This window comes from Synechococcus sp. TAK9802 (assembly GCF_014279535.1).
GTDB lineage: Bacteria > Cyanobacteriota > Cyanobacteriia > PCC-6307 > Cyanobiaceae > Parasynechococcus.
On the sequence record NZ_CP047937.1, the window covers coordinates 1,330,095 to 1,345,311 of the forward strand.

Consider the following 15,217-nt stretch of genomic DNA (forward strand, 5'->3'; position numbering starts at 1 on the left):
TTAAATGCATCAGCACACATCTCGTCGTGATGCCCAACGCCCAGCATTGGCTCGCCATCGCCCTGGCCGGGAGCGCACTCTCCGGTTGCAGCCTGGTGAGAGACCAGCTGGGTCTGACCCCCAAGCCAGCGATGACGGCGCCACCGGTGGTGCACGATCAGCCCCGCAGCGCGCCTCTGCAACCGGGGGACAACGTGATCGTGAAGGCGGTGGATCGCGTCGGTCCGGCGGTGGTACGCATCGATGTGGTGAAGGAGATCTCCAACCCCTTCGGAGGGATTTTTGGGATGGGTCCCTCCAGCCAGCGGCAGCAGGGCCAGGGCTCCGGCTTCATCACCCGGGCCAGCGGCCTGATCTTCACCAATGAGCACGTGGTGCGTGGTGCCGATCAGGTGGCGGTAACCCTGCCGGACGGACGCAATTTCAAGGGCAAGGTTCTCGGCACCGACCCCCTCACCGACGTGGCGGTGGTGAAAGTGGTGGCCGACAACCTGCCGGTCGCGGCCCTGGGCAACTCCGACCAGCTCAAGCCGGGGGAATGGGCCATTGCCATCGGCAATCCCTTCGGCCTGAACAACACCGTGACGGCCGGCATCATCAGCGCCGTCGGCCGCCTCAATGCGATCGGTGACGGCCAGCGGGTTCCCTACATCCAGACCGATGCAGCGGTGAACCCCGGCAACAGCGGCGGCCCGTTGATCAATGCCGCCGGTCAGGTGATCGGCATCAACACAGCGATCCGCACGGCCCCAGGTGGCGGCTTGAGTTTTGCGGTACCGATCAACCTGGCCAAGCGGATCGCGCAACAGATTGTCAGCACCGGCCAGGCATCCCATCCCTTCATCGGCGTGCAGCTGATGAACCTCACGCCGCAGCTGGCGCGGGAAATCAACGCCACCAACAGCGCCTGCACGGTGCCCGAGCTGAATGGCGTGTTGGTGAAGGAGGTGGTGAAAGGCACCCCGGCCGCTGCGGCCGGCATCCGCCAGTGCGATCTGATCCTCAAGGTGGAAGACAACCCCGTTCAAACCCCCACCGAAGTGCAACTCGCCGTGGACCGCGGCCAGGTGGGGGAACCGATGCAGCTCACCCTTCAACGCAATGGGAAAGAGCTGATCGTGCAGGTGCGCCCGCGGGAACTGCCCCGCAACAACTGAGATGGTGCAGATCGTTGTGATGGCCCGCTGGCCATCACCGGGCCGATGCAAACGCCGCTTGAGCCGCGATCTCAACCATGAGCTGGGCCTGGCCAACAGCAGCGAACGCGCCACAAGGATCCAACGGCGGCTCACGCAGCACACCGCTGCGGTGGTGCGGGGCCTCGCCGGCGCCATGGAGATCGAGCCGGGGCTGGCGGTGAGCGGACTCGGCCCCCGTGCGGCCACTCGCTGGGGGCAACAGCTGGGGCTGGGGCAGGTGCGGCTGCAGGGGAGGGGGCAACTCGGCACCCGATTGCGACGGCAATTGATGCACGGCCATCGCCACAACAAGCCCTGCCTCGTGATCGGCACGGATCTGCCCGAACTCAATCCCGATGATTTGAGGCAGGCCGTTGAGCGGTTGAAGCAGCATGACCTGGTGCTGGGGCCAGCCTCCGATGGGGGCTACTGGCTGCTGGGGATCGGCGCATCCCTAATCCGCAGCCCGCAGCTCTGGCCGCTGATCGGCATTCCCTGGGGCGGCCCCAGGGTGCTGGAGGCAACGCTGGAGGCGGCGCGGAGGCGGCAGCTCTCATCGGCCCTCGTGGCCCAACGAAATGATCTCGATCACTGGAGCGATCTGATGCCATGGCAGGGCTGAGCGTTGTGATTCCAACCCTGGATGAAGCCAGCAGGCTGCCGCTGCTGCTGGCGGATCTGCAGCGATGGCCGGGGGAGTTGGAGGTGATCGTCTCGGATGGCGGCAGCAGGGATCACACCCGGGCGGTGGCTCAGCTGGCCGGCGCAACCGTGCTCGACAGCCCCACCGCCGGGCGGGGTCCACAGCTGCGCTGGGGCGTTGGCCACAGCTCCCATGCCTGGGTGCTGGTGCTGCACGCCGACAGCCGCCTGCCGGACACCTGGCACCACAAGGTGGAGCAGATTCTGAGCAGCCCGGAGGGCCAACTCAGCGCCTGGTGCTTCGACTTCAAGGTGGAGGCGCATGGGCGGCCGATGCTGTGGCTGCTGGAGCGGATGGTGAACCTGCGCAGCCGTTGGCTGCAACGCCCTTACGGCGATCAGGGCCTGTTGATTCAGCGCCAGCTGTATGAGCGCGTGGGCGGCTACCGGCCTCTGGCGCTGATGGAAGACCTGGACCTGGTGGAACGCCTGAGCCAGGTCGCTCCCCTCCGTTCACTGAACTGTGCCCTGCTCACCAGCGCAGAGCGCTGGCAGAAGCGAAGCGTGCTGGTGCAGGCCTGGCGCAATGCCCGACTGCGCTGGCTGTGGCGGCAGGGGCGATCAACAGAGCAGCTGTTGCGGCTCTACCGACGCTGAAGGATCCGATCAGTTGGCGTACCAGAAGGCACAGCGATGGCCCTGGGGCTCGAGATCCCAGCCCTGGCCCTGATAGAAGCTGACGACGCCCGGATCGGCGAACAGGCTGACCCGCTCGGTTCCCATCTGATCAAGGGCCTCGAGGATGTAGGCCATCATCTGCTTGCCCAGACCATTGCCCTGGTACAGGGGATGCACGGCCACGTCCCAGACGGTGGCTTCGAAAACACCATCCCCGGTGCAGCGCGCAAATCCCACCAGACGGGGCACCCGTGGGTCGTGCCGCCAGAGGCCAACTTTGAGCAGGCTGTGGCTGAGGGCTTTGCGCACCCGGCGAATCGGCCGGCGGCTCCAGCCCACCGCTTCCAGCAACTGCTCGAGTTCCACCAGATCGAAGGGGTAATCCTGGCTGAACACCAAGGTGATCTGGTCATTGGCGCAGGGGCAGAGACGCGCCCCCTGGCCGTACTGCTCCAACAGAGGATCAGCAGGCATAGGAAGAGGAGCGATCACAGACGCGCCAACCCCCGCTCCTGCAGATCAGCCAGCTGGGCGTAGAGCCCACCGCGGGCCCTGAGCTCGCGATGGGTTCCCTGCTCAATCAGTTCACCGCGGCGCAGCACAAGAATGCGATCCGAGGCTTCCACCGTGGCCAGGCGATGGGCAATAACGATGGCGGTGCGCTTTTGAAGAAGACGATCGAGATCAGCTTGCAGCGTCGCCTCCGTTGAAGGGTCCATGAAGGCGGTGGCTTCATCCATCACCAACACCGTTGGCTTGCGGATCGCCACCCGGGCCACCGCCAGCAGCTGGCGCTCTCCTGAGGAGAGGTTGCCGCCCCGCTCGCGCAGCTCCGTCTCCAGCCCGTTGGGAAGCTTTGCCAGCAGCTCGTTGAGACCAAGCTCAGCACAGACCTGAGCCAGCTCTCGATCGCTCACCGACGCATTGAGCCGAAGGTTGTCGGCCACATTGCCGCTGAAAAGGAACGTGTCTTGAAGCACGACGCCCAACTCACGCCGGAGATCCGCCATCGGGATCGTGCGGATGTCCCGTCCATCCAGAAGGATGCGTCCTTGCTGGGGTTCATAGAGGCGGCAGAGCAGGCGGATGATCGTGCTTTTGCCCGACCCCGTGGGGCCCACCAGGGCGACATGTTCTCCGGGAGCGATGCGGAAGGAGAGGTTGCGGAGGATCGGATCGTCCGGCCGATAGGCAAAGCTCACGTTCTCGAAGATCACCTCGCCGCCACCGCCACTCACGTGGGGGAGAAACCCTTTGGCCTCAGCGATCTCGAGGGGCTCCTCCATCAACTCGCCGATGCGTTCGACCGCCGTGAGCCCACCCTGGATCTGGGTGAAACGCTCCGCCAGCTGACGCAGCGGATCAAACAGGCGTTGGGAGGCCAGGATGAAGGTGGTGAGGGTGCCAAGACCCATGGCGCCATTGGTCACCATCAAGCCGCCAAGGGCCAGAACCAGGGCAATGGCAGCCAGAGCCACCCATTCCAGGAAGGCTGAAATGCTGCTGTCGAAAAAGATCGTTCCGTTCACAGCGCTGCGGTAGTGCATGCCGGTGCGCAGGAAGCGGGCGCTGTTGACCGTTTCACGGCCATACATCTGAACCACCTCGAGGCCCTGGAGGTTCTCCTGGAAATCGGCATTGAGCTGGGAAAGCTCCTCACGCACGCGGTAGTTGGCCTTGCGGTAACGGCGCTGCAGCCAAAGCACGGCCAGGGTGACGGGCACCTGCGTGAACAACAGCAGCAGCCCCAGCCTCCACTCGATGAACAACATCGTTGAGGCCAGCACCAGCAGGCTCACCAGATCATTGAGCACACCCACGGCACCACTGCCGAACACCTCAGCCAGGGCATCCACATCGCTGGTGAGCCGTGTGAGCAACTTACCCACCGGCATGCGGTCGTGAAACCGCAGGGACAGCGACAACGCATGCTCAAACAGGTCGTCGCGGATGCGCGCGGTGAGCCGTTGTCCGACGGCCAGGATGCTGAATTGCTGCACCCCCTGCAAGCCGAGCCGCAGCAGCACCGAGACGAAGTAGAGCCCGATGATCACGCGGATCGAAGCCGAGAGGCTCATCCCCGAAAGAAAGGGAAGACTGGGCTCTCCGCGCAGGACGCTGACGGCCTGCCCGAGCAGAACGGGCTGCAATGCTCCGGCAAAGGCCAAGGGCAGCAGCAACAGCAGGGACACCAGCAGGCGCCGGCGATCCCGCACGAGATAACGGCCCAGACGACGGACCCGGCGCCAGTCGGCGACGGCCCCCATCAGCTGGAGCTCCCGACGGGTGTTGCTGCGCGGATCGCATCAACGATGGAGGCCAAAGGGCCGTGATCGAGGCGAACCGACAGGGGGTGCCCCACCAGTCGAGCTGTGGAGTGGAACAGGTCTTCGATGGCGATCAGGCCGTTCTCCCGCAGGGTGCGGCCTGTGGCCACCAGGTCGACAATCGCTTCCGACATTCCGGTGATTGGCCCCAGCTCCACCGAGCCATTGAGGTGAACCAACTCAACGGGAAGGTCGAGGGCATCGAAATATTCCCGGGCGCAGTGGGTGAATTTGCTGGCGACGCGGCAGTGGGCGGGCAGATCAGCGGCCCGGGTGTAACCACTGCTCTCCTGCACCGCCACAGCCATGCGGCAGCCGCCAAAGCCCAGGTCCACCAGTTGAGCAACGGGGAGTTGATGCTCCTTGAGCACGTCGTAACCCACCACCCCCAGCTGAGCCTGGCCGTAGGCCACATAGGTGGGCACATCGCCATTGCGAACAAGCAGGGCCCGGGCGCGCCCGCAGGGGGTGGGCACCATCAACTGGCGGTTGTTCTTGTCCAGAACAGCGGAGAAATCAAGGCCAGCCGCCGCAAAGCGAGCCACCGAGTCTTTGAGCAGCGCTCCTTTGGCCAACGCGACGGTGATCATGGGTCCAGCGCTGACCGGTTAACCAGGCAGGACTTTAACGATGCATTCCTCACTTCATGCCCTGCCGGTGCTCCAGGACAACGTGATCTGGATCTGGGTGAGGGGCGCGGAGGCCGTGGTGATCGACCCCGCCGTGGCGCCGCCGGTGCGGGAGTGGCTGGACGAACGGCAGTTGAGCCTGGCCGCCGTGCTGCAGACCCATCACCACGCCGACCACATCGGCGGCACACCGGAGTTGCTGAAACGCTGGCCCCAGGCTGCGGTGATTGCCTCCGCTGAGGACAGGGAGCGGATTCCGTTTCAGACGATGCCGGTGCGGGATGGGGACCAGATCACTGTTCTTGGTCATGAGGTGGAGGTGCTGGATGTGGCAGCCCACACCCGGGCCCACATCGCCTTTTTCATCCCGAACCCACATGGCGGCGAGATCGGGCCCCTGTTGTTCTGCGGAGACACCCTGTTCAGCGGGGGCTGTGGCCGACTGTTTGAAGGCAGCGCTGAACAGATGCATCTGGCCCTGCAGAAGCTGGCGGAACTGCCCGAGGCCACAAGGGTTTGTTGCGCCCACGAGTACACCGAGGCCAACCTGCAATGGGCCATGGAGCAACGCCCCAGCGACGCAGTTCTGGCTGAGCGCTACCGAGAGGTGCGGAGGCTCCGTGCCCAAGGAGAGCTCAGCCTGCCCAGCAGCATTGGCATGGAACGCCGCACCAACCTGTTCATGCAGGCCCATACGGCCGCGGAGTTGGCCGTGCTGCGCCAGCACAAGGACCAGTGGCGGCCGGCATGAGCGATGGCGAAGCAGGGGATCACCAACGGCGATGATCGTGATGACTGCTGTTGAGAACCAGCCCATGAGCACCAAGGCCATCACCACTCAAGACGCACCTGCACCGGTTGGGCCTTACAACCAGGCAGTACTGGCTGGCGAGTGGCTCTATTGCTCCGGGCAGATTCCATTGGATCCAGCCACCGGCGAGATGGTGGGGAACGGTGATGTGGCGGCGGAAACACATCAGGTGCTGAAAAACCTCTGTGCTGTGCTGAAAGAAGCTGGCGCCACCCCGGCTCAGGTAGTGCGCACCACGGTGTTCCTGGCAGACCTGGGCGATTTCGCAACCGTGAATGGCATCTACGCCGAGGTGTTCGGGGAGGGGGTCAGCCCAGCCCGAGCCTGCGTTCAGGTGGCAGCCCTCCCAAAGGGAGCACGGGTGGAAATCGACTGCGTCGCCTGGCTCGGGAGCTGAGCCTGGCCCGCGGGGGCATAGGTTGGAACTGGCTTCAGTGGTCCTATGCCTCAGGCGAAACTCACCATCGGTGAATTAGAGGCGGGCTATCCGATGTATTGCAAGGCGCTGCGGCGTCTCCTCCAGCAGGGAAAAACCGTTCAAGACATTGAACGAACCGTCTGCTGGGGGCATCTCGAAACGCTGAACCGCTGCCTTCCCACCCGCTACAAATCTCCCTCCTACCTGCTGGCCCTGATCCGACGCGACCTGGAGAACCCAAAAGAGGATTGAGAGGGGTTGTCTCAGCGTTTTCCCAGCATTCTCGTGGCCAACGCTTCAATTTGAACTGAAAACAGGCGTTAAACCAGGCTGAGAAGCAAGGGCCCGGCATGACCCGCTGTATTTTCCGCAAGCCCAAAAGGCGACTCAAGTTGAGTGAGGGGCTTGGGGTGATCACGGTGATGCTGGGAGCTGCCCTTTGCCTTGAACTGCAGAGCGAGCTGAATCCCAAGCCTTCGACGACGCAGGGGACACCCTTGTTGGGAGAACGCGGGACAATGCAGGGATGGAGATCGAACAGCTCGAACAGATTGCCGCAGTGATCGTGACGGCAGGGCTGGTGGCCGGGAACTTCCTGATGTTCACCCCCTGGCGCAATGGGGAGGATCCAAGACAGCGGCAACCGGAGAGCCTGATGCCCCAGAGCGAGTTTGTTGTTTCAGATCGCGTGAAGGCCTAGGCCATGCACGCATCCCAGCACTTGGATTCGTGATCTCCTTAGGGTGAATTTATGCACCCACTCGAGCTGTTCGATCGTTGTCGTCGCTGGTTTGGCTGGGTCGCACCAGGACGACAACTCTGGAAACGCAACCCTGAGCAAGTGGCTCCGGATCGCTCTGATGACTGGCTCTTGGAGCCCCCGAGCCTTGAGGAGGCTCGTTTGTTGTTTCCTCAGTTGGATGAGGAGAGGGCCTTGCTTCGCTATCAGCAACTCCGCCTGGAAATGCGGGAGCGAGACGGCCGCGGTTTTTGATCAGCCAGCCCACGGTGCAGCCGGTGCCCTGAGTCAATGCGCCAGTTAGCTCATGTATCGAGCTGAACATTTGAGCCATAACTGAGGTTCTACGGCACGGGCTAAGACCAGCTAGATCAAGGTGAATGCGTCAGCCGGGTTGCGATTGGAGACAGCACCCGGCTTTCTTATGCCGCAACGCTGCAGCCCGATCGAGCTCGCTTCTTGAGCCCAAAGCTTGCAGCGGGTCGGGCTACTCCTTGTCTTTCCTCAGCTTCTCGAAAGCTGCCATCACATTGGCAGTGGCTACCGCCTGCGTCTCTCCAGTGACCCGCATCCGCCTCTCAACCAGTTTCTCCACGAGCTTCTGGGTGGAGTCCATTCAGCGATGAACCAGAAGTGCCACGACGTAGCCGATCAGCAGACCTTTGACGAAGGTGATCCACAGCATTTGGTATTTGCTCAGACCAAAGCGTTGTCGAATCCGCTTGATGGCCGTCTTGTGCCACAGCAGGACAGAGCAGGTCTGCTTCGGCTTCTTCGCCTTCTTGGATTTCTTAGATGTCTTGCCCATCCATCCATCCTGCCCTCAACCAACCTCAGGTGCCCAGCCCAGCTCCTTTGGCCAGGTGGGCGCCCAGAGCTTGCAGCGCTTCATCTTTTTGAGCCAACACGGGGCACCGAGCGGAATCATCGCCGCGCATTGGCAATAAAAAAACCCAGCCAGAAGCTGGGCTTTTGTTGAATGGAGCCAAGGAGACTCGAACTCCTGACCCCCTGCATGCCATGAAAATACTGGCAAAGCTGAGATCGGTTGCGACGATTAGCTCTAACCCCTGTTGCACTAGCTCTTTTGGCGGAACACCCCCCTCACCTGAGACAAGTTGCTATGGCAAGGAAAGGCAGAAATCAGACTTGAAAATCAGACTCAATTTCGGCAAGCTCTGACCACCTGCAGGACAAGAAGGGGGGCATGGCTCAGGCACAGCTATGGCTGAAGACGCTGCGCCAGGCCGTGAAGGGTGACTACGGGCCGGGCTGGATCCTCAAAGAGCAGTACGACCGCTTCAAGATCGGCAGGGCTGAGGCTGGCAATGCCAGATACGGCAAAACCCAATTCGTCTCAACCGACCTGCCCTTTGCTCGTGGCAGCCACCGCAAGGTGCTGAACCTCATCGGCGAGATGGTCACCAAGATGCAGGACCCAGAATTGAACGTCGGCCTGGCCGAGGCTTACGAACTCGTCAGGGGCAGCACCGAAGACACCGGCGCCGCCATCAACTGGGAGGAAGTTCGCTCCCGATACAAGGCCAGCAGAGTTGATTCAGGCATTGTCAAAGCCAGCAACTACGCCGAGCACGAGGAATATCGAATCAACCGAGCCTTTGACCTGATCACGGCTCGCACTCGCGCAGCACACGATGGTGGCGGGCTCATGCGCCTTTATGCCCGCAAGCACCTAAAGGAGGTAGAGCCAGGCTCATCAGGCCGCAAACGCAACCTGCTGGATGTTGCACGGTTTTTGAGGTTTGCCGTCAACAAATGCGGCGCAGACAGGAAATGGCTGCCACTGGAGTGTGACGACATGAAGGAGCTGATTGGTCATCGTCAAACCGCCCCCAAACCAACGGCTCCGATCAAGCCAGAAGAGCTGATAACACTGTTGAACGGTCTTGAGTCAGACCCATCCCTCCGGCTTGCCGTCGGGCTTATTGCACTGTTCGGACTGAGGCCCGCAGAGCTGATGGTGCTCTCTGTTGACGATGGCAACTTGAAAATCGGCAACGTAAAACGCAACGCTCACAGCTCAGCAACACCCAAGCCACCGAGGACTGTTCAGGAGCTGCCCCTGAAGGAGCTTCAAGGTGAAGGAGCGCGGCTGGTGCAGCTCTTTCACTCCGGCTTGGTGAAGCTGCCAAAGAGCATCAGCAACCTTGAGGCTGGTGCGTTCAAGGCTTGCGGCCATGCCTTCCGGCAATATCTCGACCGCAATGCCACCTGGCAGTCGCTGAAGGCATCCAATCCTGAGCTGACGCCTTACTCACTGCGGCATGGCTACGCATGGCGAGCCGCCAAGTACTACCCACAACCGCTGCCCCTGCGAGACACCGCAAAGCTCATGGGCCACGATCTAAAAACTCACATTCGCCACTACGGGCAGTGGACAGACGATGCTTCTACAAAGTCGGCGGTAGAAGCCTCCATTCAGTCTTTGGCAGGCGCGAGCTAAGCAGGCCTCAGCAGCAATAAATGCAGCGTTAGTTCTGGATCATTTAGTCAATGCCCTTGCCTCATCTGCACGGCACTGCAACCCCAGCAGGGGTGATGGTGGCACTTGGAGTCCCCAAGACCTCCATCCCATGGTTTTTGTAGGAACCACTGGGCGCTGAGTGTCAGCGTTCGTTTCACGCCGACACAGCAAGCAACGGCCTGACTCCTCTTCTGAACGGGGGGGAGTCAGATCAGCGATTTCAGTTTCCAAAACCTTTCAGCGACTCATTTGGTCGCCGCTGTCGCCACATAAGGACGGCACTGCAGCAATGGCAGAGGCGATCGTTTCTTCGGAGGTTCCTTTGCTGGGCACTTCCACCCAATGGTTAGGCAATGCCATTGGGCGCTGATCAGAAGCTGACTCCCTTTCTTTCCGGTCGGGGAGTCAGTTCAGCGTTAGAAAACTCTCAACATCGCTTTGTTACCTGTGTCCACTCCAAAAGAACTTCAACGCGTTGAGCTTCTGAACTACACGAAAGCCAACGGAGACGAATTGGTTGGGCTCGCTGTGGAATTGGCTGAAGACTCCAGTGGCGGCGTACAGGTAAGGGTTCTTATGGATTCAAATGTCGTTAGCGGGGTAACAGTGGTCCCCCTGCAACAAGGCGGCTGCTGCGACTAATCAGCAGCAATCACAATTAGAGCAACATTGGTCATCACCGGCATGACCATCAGCACATGATTGGGAGCAATAAACTTTTCCTTCTTTCTCGACGGCTTTTTGAGGGGAAACAACGCAGCCGCAGGGCTCACACGCGCATTTCTGATTTGCAATTGGCATGGATTCGTCGATCAATTCCCTTCTTTTTAGGTCGAACAAACAACCAGTGCATCCAGTTGAACTTCACCTGACAGGCGGGGGACAGCGTCTCCAGCCCATCTTCTGCATCGTCTGCCAAGCCTCAATGGCGTTATGCCGCAGCAACCGTCGCCGAGTCATCGGCTCAGGGGGGCGGGGCGGAACGTAGCTATACGTCCTGATGGCCACCCATTGCGCGTGGACCGTCGCCGTGTCGGGCTTGAAGTGACAGAGCTTCTGTTGCTGCTCGGAATACAGCCACCCTTCACCACCAGCCTTCTGTAGCGACTCGTGGAAGCTGCGGTCCTTGTTGGGCATACCTGAAGTACTAGCCAGACTGGGTGGCGTACCGAGCCTTCTGCGATGAAACGGCTACTACTGATTTCGCTTCTCTGCCTGGCGCCTGGCTCTCAAGCTATGGATTACGTCCAATGCGAAGTCATACAAAGGGCTGCTGCACGCTTAAAGGCCGCCATGGATACCGAAGCTCTAGCGAGTCAAAACGCAATCGTCCTACCTGCAATGGAGAAAGCCAAGGAAAGATGCCATGCAGAATTTGTCAACGATGAAGTCCTTAACTGCATGGCGAGGAGAATGGCTCCCTTCGAGGCAGAAGGAGTATTAGCGAGAGAGTCAGTTGTCGAGAAATACGCCCCACGAGTAGATCGGGTACTAGACGATTATGAAGCCATGAGCTGCTACTGAAGATGAGCCCTCTTCTTCTGCTGTTTGGCTTAGGGCTTGGGGGTTATCTCGCCTTATGGCGCAACAAGCGCGCCTTAAAGGTCAAAGCAAGGCGCAGGCGTTAAAGAGGCTTCCTTAGGAACACGCTGTCCGAGCGCCACTGGCAGATGCACTGCAGCTTCTCCCTCAGCCCCTCTATGTCAACCAAACGCTGTCCCGTGTGCTGCTGCACATGGACATGCTCGTGCATGAAGCCGTCGTTGATAAGTCTGTAGAGCTGAGATCTGGACTTGTCTCCGAGGCGTCGTGCAGCCTTACTACTTAGGCAAAACACTGGCAACCTGAAGGGTCTTCAGGCAGCACTCGTTATCCCATCGGTCAGCAAATTCCAAGCACAGCCCACTCGACACACAGACAACAAAGCGTTTGTCGCCAAGCTGATGCACCATCGGCGGCGGCCGAGAAATCATGCTGAATTCTTGGATCATCTCTCTTCTGCTTTTCCTGATGGTCCGTTAATTCCTCGTCGTTAAATGCATGAAGTGCCACATATTGAAGACAACTAGCAGCCTCTGCGTCAATGCTGTCTACGGGGATATTGGCCATTGCTGTTTTTGCAGGAGCGTTCCCCTCGCTTCAACTTCATCCACATGGCCTTCTCAAGTGCGGTGAGCTTGGGGGAGGCTTCATTCAGCACTTCCAGCGCGCGAGCCTTTGCATCACGGATATACCTGGTTGTCCTGTCGAGTTCGTCGAATGCCAAAACCAGTAGCTAGGGGCATCACAAAACTAAAAACCCTTGAGGTTCAAAATTGCATCAAGTGGCACATACTGATCAAAACTGGCGGAAGCTTGATGAGATGTGTTATAGAAAACTTATGGACACCGAATTACTCAAACAATCCTGGGAGAAGTTGACCCAACGTGGCTACACGCTGAATAGCCCTGCCCCTGAAGTGGTGAACATCATCACACCGACGGGTTATTCGACTCAGATTCGATTGAAACGACTGCCCAGTTATGCCCGCTACGTGCGGTGAATTTCCACCAGCTTTTGAGCTGACGGCTTGGAATGGTGTGGGGAAGAGTCCATACGGTCCTCGATTCCCCGGTTAATAGGGAGGAGGCCAAGTGGTCCTCGACTCCCAAGTGCAGACCCCCTCGGGCTGCAGGTTCAAGATGCGCCTGCCACTTGAGCGCTCTACTTAAGCCCTCTGTTTTCTTCAGGCTGCCCCGCCGACTCACCAAACAAAGGCTTCAAGCCACACCAACGCCACTAGTGATGCTCCTGCAATCGCCATCGGTGCCCACTGGTCACGAAGAACTCGAGTCATCACCACAAAGCAGCTGACCCAATAAATCGCAACCAAACCAGATGGCAATCAGCACTCGGCTCTGCAGCCCCTTCCAACAGTCGGGCTGACTTCCAACAGCCTTACCGAATCAATGATGTGAGGCCACGGAACCGCGAGGAGAACGACGTTCTCCCCGAGCGATGCAGTATCCGCTGAAAACAAGTTCGTCGGTATACAAACCTTCGCCTCAAAAGGTACAAATTTCTTCCGATTTCTGAAAACCGCAGGAAGCGACCCCTGACAATCGCTCCTGCCAAGGGTTGCTTTGACTGCCAGCCGACGGGTCGCTCTCCCGTGCTGCCAAGACGGTGATAGGTGACACCATCTGGACACCAAATATGGGGGAAGTTCGGGAACCTTGCAGCAATTTTTCAATTCCCTGAAAAACCATTGAGCGACGTTCTTTTTGTATTGCCTACTACTGCGAGCGAACACTCATCACATCACTCCTAGAACGCCTAGATCGCGTTGCCTGGGTTCGACTGATACTGAGAGGCATCACCGAAAGCCAGTGTCGTGCTGAAGATCCTTGTCGGAGTAGGACTGGGGTTCCTGCTCTTCACCAACCCAGAGGCAAGACAGATCACCGCAGACCTCCTAAGGGCAACTGCCAGTGCGATTGCTCCTGAGCAAGACGACAAGACCTTTCAGGACAGGGTGAAGGATGCCGTGGTGGAGAAAATCATGGAGGAGCAATGAGAGCACTACTCATCCTGCTGCTCACAGCACACCCAGTAGCTGCAGTTCCAGTTCCATTGGTCTGCGAACTGACCAGTGAAGAGGTCCCTTCAATCATGGTGCTACTGACTGACAGAACTGCTCTCTCCCTAAAGGGTGAGTTGCTCCAGGGAAGCAGGCCCCTGGGAACCTTCCAAACAGGTCAATCCATCGGATACGGGAGTGTCTGGTGGTCCTTCCATGACCAGCACGACAAGAGTGATGGGACTTCAGTGCTCTTCAAGGACAATCAGCACTGGAATCCTCACCGACGTATTCCAAGACCCTCTGAGACAAACAGGGTGTTGTTCGTGGGGTTGGCTTCTGACCTCTGGTATTGGAAGAATCCCGAAACACCTGGTGTCTTCAGGGGGAACAGAGATCTCCTGAAGGCAGCTGCAGGGTTCTGGTCCATCTCTCCGCAATGCCTCGGTGGACGGATTTTACGTGGTTGAAACCACTCCTAACCAGTTCGGTATCGCATGGGTACTCAATTCAGAATTTATTCCGTGAATCTTCGGGGAGCATTTGCACAACAGGGATCTCAGCATCCCTAATTTGCAAAAAATACACCTCATACCTCATGTGCCCAACTGACATTTCCAGTCTCAAGTGGGGCGATGACGGTGACTTGTCTCCTAACGACACTCTGAATCTGGTGGAGAAATTGACCAGAGCAGAACAAGAGTCGAAAGAGGCAGGTGGAGCAAGCCTCAACTCCAGTTCTCTTTCTAAAGAGGATCCTTCTTATGGGTCGTAAGTGCTGGGCACCTCAAGGACATGGCAAGCGGGCAATTCCGAGTACAAGAACTGAACCCTTTCTTGGAATGGCACCTCCACACGACAGCAGCGACATTGGAGGTCGCCGCGGCAGAAGCAAAGAGGATCGCCAGAATGATCGGTAGGAAAACCAGGGTGCTCAGCGAGAGTGGATCAGTACTGTGTGAGGTGGATCCAATGAAGGTTCGTCGTACGGATTAATCGCCAAATGCTGCATGGTCAGCCCCTGAAGAAGAAGTGCAAGCTCTAGGCGCCAACGTGGCAGAAGGAGATGGGCTGGCCTCCGAAGCGGGCTAGCCCCAATGGGGAAGCCACTGGGGAAGAAGTCCAGCGCGAGCTAGCCCAATTACGACTGCCAGCGTCGCGAGCTTCATGCCCGTCAGGATGCCTGCCGTCTTCCAGGTGAACAGCGATTTCGACATGGCAATCACTGGGAATCCTTAGACAAAGGACATCATGTGCCATTGACGAGCACGGCTCGTAAGGCTGACTGAGTCCCTTGCTCAGTGGTTGCCAACTGAAGACATGATCCCGAAGCTCATTTGGAGATAGCAAGCGAGCAGCTCTGCCCTCTCCAAGCTGAGAACCTCAAGGGATACAGATGATGTTCTGCGTTCAACGAAACGATGGGCCCGACATTTGGGTTCAAGAGCAGTGCTTCGAGACTGAGTTCAAGGCTTTCACCAACGCCCGAGCCAAATCGCTGAATACTTTCGGGCTCTATCGAGTCATGTACGAAAGTCCCGGCAACTCAGGTGAGGTGCTGAGGATTTCAAAAGGGAAAGCGATCCTGGCTGAAGATGACCGACTCGTTGGATAAGTGCTGGTGCCTAAACAGCGGAAATTCCGTGCATTGGGCTGACGCATCAAAGGCATTGCTAGAGCAAGGGTCCAGGCAATAGCCGTGTACAACGTCGTCAAGCAAGAAGCTCCCGACCGTTGGGTCAAGGAGCTT

The 15,217-nt window shown here is 59.1% G+C and carries 18 protein-coding genes; 11 read left to right on the plus strand and 7 right to left on the minus strand.

The features are described from left to right. The first annotated feature begins 29 nt into the window (after positions 1–29). From SynTAK9802_RS07790 to SynTAK9802_RS07800, 3 genes are read left to right on the plus strand one after another with little or no spacing between them, the layout of a single operon-like run. Entirely contained in the window at positions 30–1,157 is a 1,128-nt protein-coding gene (locus tag SynTAK9802_RS07790; protein WP_255487721.1) for a trypsin-like peptidase domain-containing protein, read from the plus strand. A gap of 1 nt (position 1,158) precedes the next feature. Then, positions 1,159–1,800 carry a TIGR04282 family arsenosugar biosynthesis glycosyltransferase gene (locus SynTAK9802_RS07795; protein WP_255487722.1) on the plus strand — a complete coding sequence of 214 codons (642 nt, stop codon included), beginning with the start codon at positions 1,159–1,161 and terminating at the stop codon, positions 1,798–1,800. Continuing rightward, positions 1,788–2,477 carry a TIGR04283 family arsenosugar biosynthesis glycosyltransferase gene (locus tag SynTAK9802_RS07800; RefSeq protein WP_186495656.1) on the plus strand — a complete coding sequence of 230 codons (690 nt, stop codon included), beginning with the start codon at positions 1,788–1,790 and terminating at the stop codon, positions 2,475–2,477. Before SynTAK9802_RS07795 ends, SynTAK9802_RS07800 begins: the two co-directional genes overlap by 13 nt. Positions 2,478–2,486: 9 nt before the next feature. Here SynTAK9802_RS07800 and SynTAK9802_RS07805 read toward each other — a convergent pair whose 3' ends face one another. From SynTAK9802_RS07805 to hisG, 3 genes are read right to left on the minus strand one after another with little or no spacing between them, the layout of a single operon-like run. Continuing rightward, positions 2,487–2,972 carry a GNAT family N-acetyltransferase gene (locus SynTAK9802_RS07805; RefSeq protein ID WP_186495657.1) on the minus strand — a complete coding sequence of 162 codons (486 nt, stop codon included), beginning with the start codon at positions 2,970–2,972 and terminating at the stop codon, positions 2,487–2,489. Between the two features lie 14 nt (positions 2,973–2,986). Next, entirely contained in the window at positions 2,987–4,765 is a 1,779-nt protein-coding gene (locus SynTAK9802_RS07810; RefSeq protein WP_186495658.1) for an ABC transporter ATP-binding protein, read from the minus strand. After that, positions 4,765–5,415, minus strand: coding sequence for an ATP phosphoribosyltransferase (hisG, locus tag SynTAK9802_RS07815; protein WP_186495659.1), 651 nt, complete (start codon positions 5,413–5,415; stop codon positions 4,765–4,767). Before hisG ends, SynTAK9802_RS07810 begins: the two co-directional genes overlap by 1 nt. Positions 5,416–5,455: 40 nt before the next feature. Here hisG and gloB point away from each other — a divergent pair, with 40 nt between their 5' ends. From gloB to SynTAK9802_RS07840, 5 genes are all read left to right on the plus strand, one after another. Continuing rightward, positions 5,456–6,205, plus strand: coding sequence for a hydroxyacylglutathione hydrolase (gene gloB / locus SynTAK9802_RS07820; RefSeq protein ID WP_186495660.1), 750 nt, complete (start codon positions 5,456–5,458; stop codon positions 6,203–6,205). Positions 6,206–6,269: 64 nt separating this feature from the next. Further along, entirely contained in the window at positions 6,270–6,662 is a 393-nt protein-coding gene (locus SynTAK9802_RS07825; RefSeq protein WP_186498111.1) for a RidA family protein, read from the plus strand. 45 nt (positions 6,663–6,707) lie between these two features. Further along, positions 6,708–6,935, plus strand: a complete 228-nt coding sequence (locus SynTAK9802_RS07830) for a DUF3136 domain-containing protein (protein WP_006850228.1) — start codon at positions 6,708–6,710, stop codon at positions 6,933–6,935. A 274-nt stretch (positions 6,936–7,209) separates the two neighbouring features. Continuing rightward, positions 7,210–7,383, plus strand: a complete 174-nt coding sequence (locus SynTAK9802_RS07835) for a hypothetical protein (RefSeq protein ID WP_186495661.1) — start codon at positions 7,210–7,212, stop codon at positions 7,381–7,383. Between the two features lie 51 nt (positions 7,384–7,434). Continuing rightward, a complete protein-coding gene (locus tag SynTAK9802_RS07840; RefSeq protein WP_186495662.1) occupies positions 7,435–7,677 on the plus strand; it encodes a hypothetical protein in 243 nt (80 codons plus the stop codon). A 232-nt stretch (positions 7,678–7,909) separates the two neighbouring features. On the opposite strand, the gene SynTAK9802_RS12615 is transcribed toward SynTAK9802_RS07840, so the two are convergent. Next, positions 7,910–8,038 carry a hypothetical protein gene (locus SynTAK9802_RS12615; protein WP_255487723.1) on the minus strand — a complete coding sequence of 43 codons (129 nt, stop codon included), beginning with the start codon at positions 8,036–8,038 and terminating at the stop codon, positions 7,910–7,912. Then, a complete protein-coding gene (locus SynTAK9802_RS07845; protein ID WP_186495663.1) occupies positions 8,039–8,230 on the minus strand; it encodes a hypothetical protein in 192 nt (63 codons plus the stop codon). Positions 8,231–8,818: 588 nt separating this feature from the next. Between SynTAK9802_RS07845 and SynTAK9802_RS07850 the strand changes: the two genes are divergently transcribed. Then, positions 8,819–9,886: a site-specific integrase gene (locus tag SynTAK9802_RS07850; protein WP_186495664.1), complete on the plus strand. Its 1,068-nt coding sequence runs from the start codon at positions 8,819–8,821 to the stop codon at positions 9,884–9,886. A gap of 663 nt (positions 9,887–10,549) precedes the next feature. Here SynTAK9802_RS07850 and SynTAK9802_RS07855 read toward each other — a convergent pair. Further along, entirely contained in the window at positions 10,550–10,708 is a 159-nt protein-coding gene (locus SynTAK9802_RS07855) for a metallothionein (protein WP_186498113.1), read from the minus strand. A 63-nt stretch (positions 10,709–10,771) separates the two neighbouring features. Beyond that, positions 10,772–11,044 (minus strand): DUF1651 domain-containing protein, encoded by a 273-nt coding sequence (locus SynTAK9802_RS07860; RefSeq protein WP_186495665.1) that lies wholly within the window; start codon positions 11,042–11,044, stop codon positions 10,772–10,774. Positions 11,045–11,143: 99 nt separating this feature from the next. Here SynTAK9802_RS07860 and SynTAK9802_RS07865 point away from each other — a divergent pair, with 99 nt between their 5' ends. After that, positions 11,144–11,431 carry a hypothetical protein gene (locus SynTAK9802_RS07865; protein WP_114988375.1) on the plus strand — a complete coding sequence of 96 codons (288 nt, stop codon included), beginning with the start codon at positions 11,144–11,146 and terminating at the stop codon, positions 11,429–11,431. A gap of 1,850 nt (positions 11,432–13,281) precedes the next feature. Further along, positions 13,282–13,464: a hypothetical protein gene (locus SynTAK9802_RS07870; RefSeq protein ID WP_186495666.1), complete on the plus strand. Its 183-nt coding sequence runs from the start codon at positions 13,282–13,284 to the stop codon at positions 13,462–13,464. The last annotated feature ends 1,753 nt before the right edge of the window (positions 13,465–15,217 follow it).

Bases quoted from the DNA above. Each gene is read 5' to 3' on its own strand.
- SynTAK9802_RS07790 (WP_255487721.1), top strand. From the start codon at position 30: ATGCCCAACGCCCAGCATTGGCTCGCCATCGCCCTGGCCGGGAGCGCA.
- SynTAK9802_RS07795 (WP_255487722.1), top strand. From the start codon at position 1,159: ATGGTGCAGATCGTTGTGATGGCCCGCTGGCCATCACCGGGCCGATGC.
- SynTAK9802_RS07800 (WP_186495656.1), top strand. From the start codon at position 1,788: ATGGCAGGGCTGAGCGTTGTGATTCCAACCCTGGATGAAGCCAGCAGG.
- SynTAK9802_RS07805 (WP_186495657.1), bottom strand. From the start codon at position 2,972: ATGCCTGCTGATCCTCTGTTGGAGCAGTACGGCCAGGGGGCGCGTCTC.
- SynTAK9802_RS07810 (WP_186495658.1), bottom strand. From the start codon at position 4,765: ATGGGGGCCGTCGCCGACTGGCGCCGGGTCCGTCGTCTGGGCCGTTAT.
- hisG (WP_186495659.1), bottom strand. From the start codon at position 5,415: ATGATCACCGTCGCGTTGGCCAAAGGAGCGCTGCTCAAAGACTCGGTG.
- gloB (WP_186495660.1), top strand. From the start codon at position 5,456: ATGCATTCCTCACTTCATGCCCTGCCGGTGCTCCAGGACAACGTGATC.
- SynTAK9802_RS07825 (WP_186498111.1), top strand. From the start codon at position 6,270: ATGAGCACCAAGGCCATCACCACTCAAGACGCACCTGCACCGGTTGGG.
- SynTAK9802_RS07830 (WP_006850228.1), top strand. From the start codon at position 6,708: ATGCCTCAGGCGAAACTCACCATCGGTGAATTAGAGGCGGGCTATCCG.
- SynTAK9802_RS07835 (WP_186495661.1), top strand. From the start codon at position 7,210: ATGGAGATCGAACAGCTCGAACAGATTGCCGCAGTGATCGTGACGGCA.
- SynTAK9802_RS07840 (WP_186495662.1), top strand. From the start codon at position 7,435: ATGCACCCACTCGAGCTGTTCGATCGTTGTCGTCGCTGGTTTGGCTGG.
- SynTAK9802_RS12615 (WP_255487723.1), bottom strand. From the start codon at position 8,038: ATGGACTCCACCCAGAAGCTCGTGGAGAAACTGGTTGAGAGGCGGATG.
- SynTAK9802_RS07845 (WP_186495663.1), bottom strand. From the start codon at position 8,230: ATGGGCAAGACATCTAAGAAATCCAAGAAGGCGAAGAAGCCGAAGCAG.
- SynTAK9802_RS07855 (WP_186498113.1), bottom strand. From the start codon at position 10,708: ATGCCAATTGCAAATCAGAAATGCGCGTGTGAGCCCTGCGGCTGCGTT.
- SynTAK9802_RS07860 (WP_186495665.1), bottom strand. From the start codon at position 11,044: ATGCCCAACAAGGACCGCAGCTTCCACGAGTCGCTACAGAAGGCTGGT.
- SynTAK9802_RS07865 (WP_114988375.1), top strand. From the start codon at position 11,144: ATGGATTACGTCCAATGCGAAGTCATACAAAGGGCTGCTGCACGCTTA.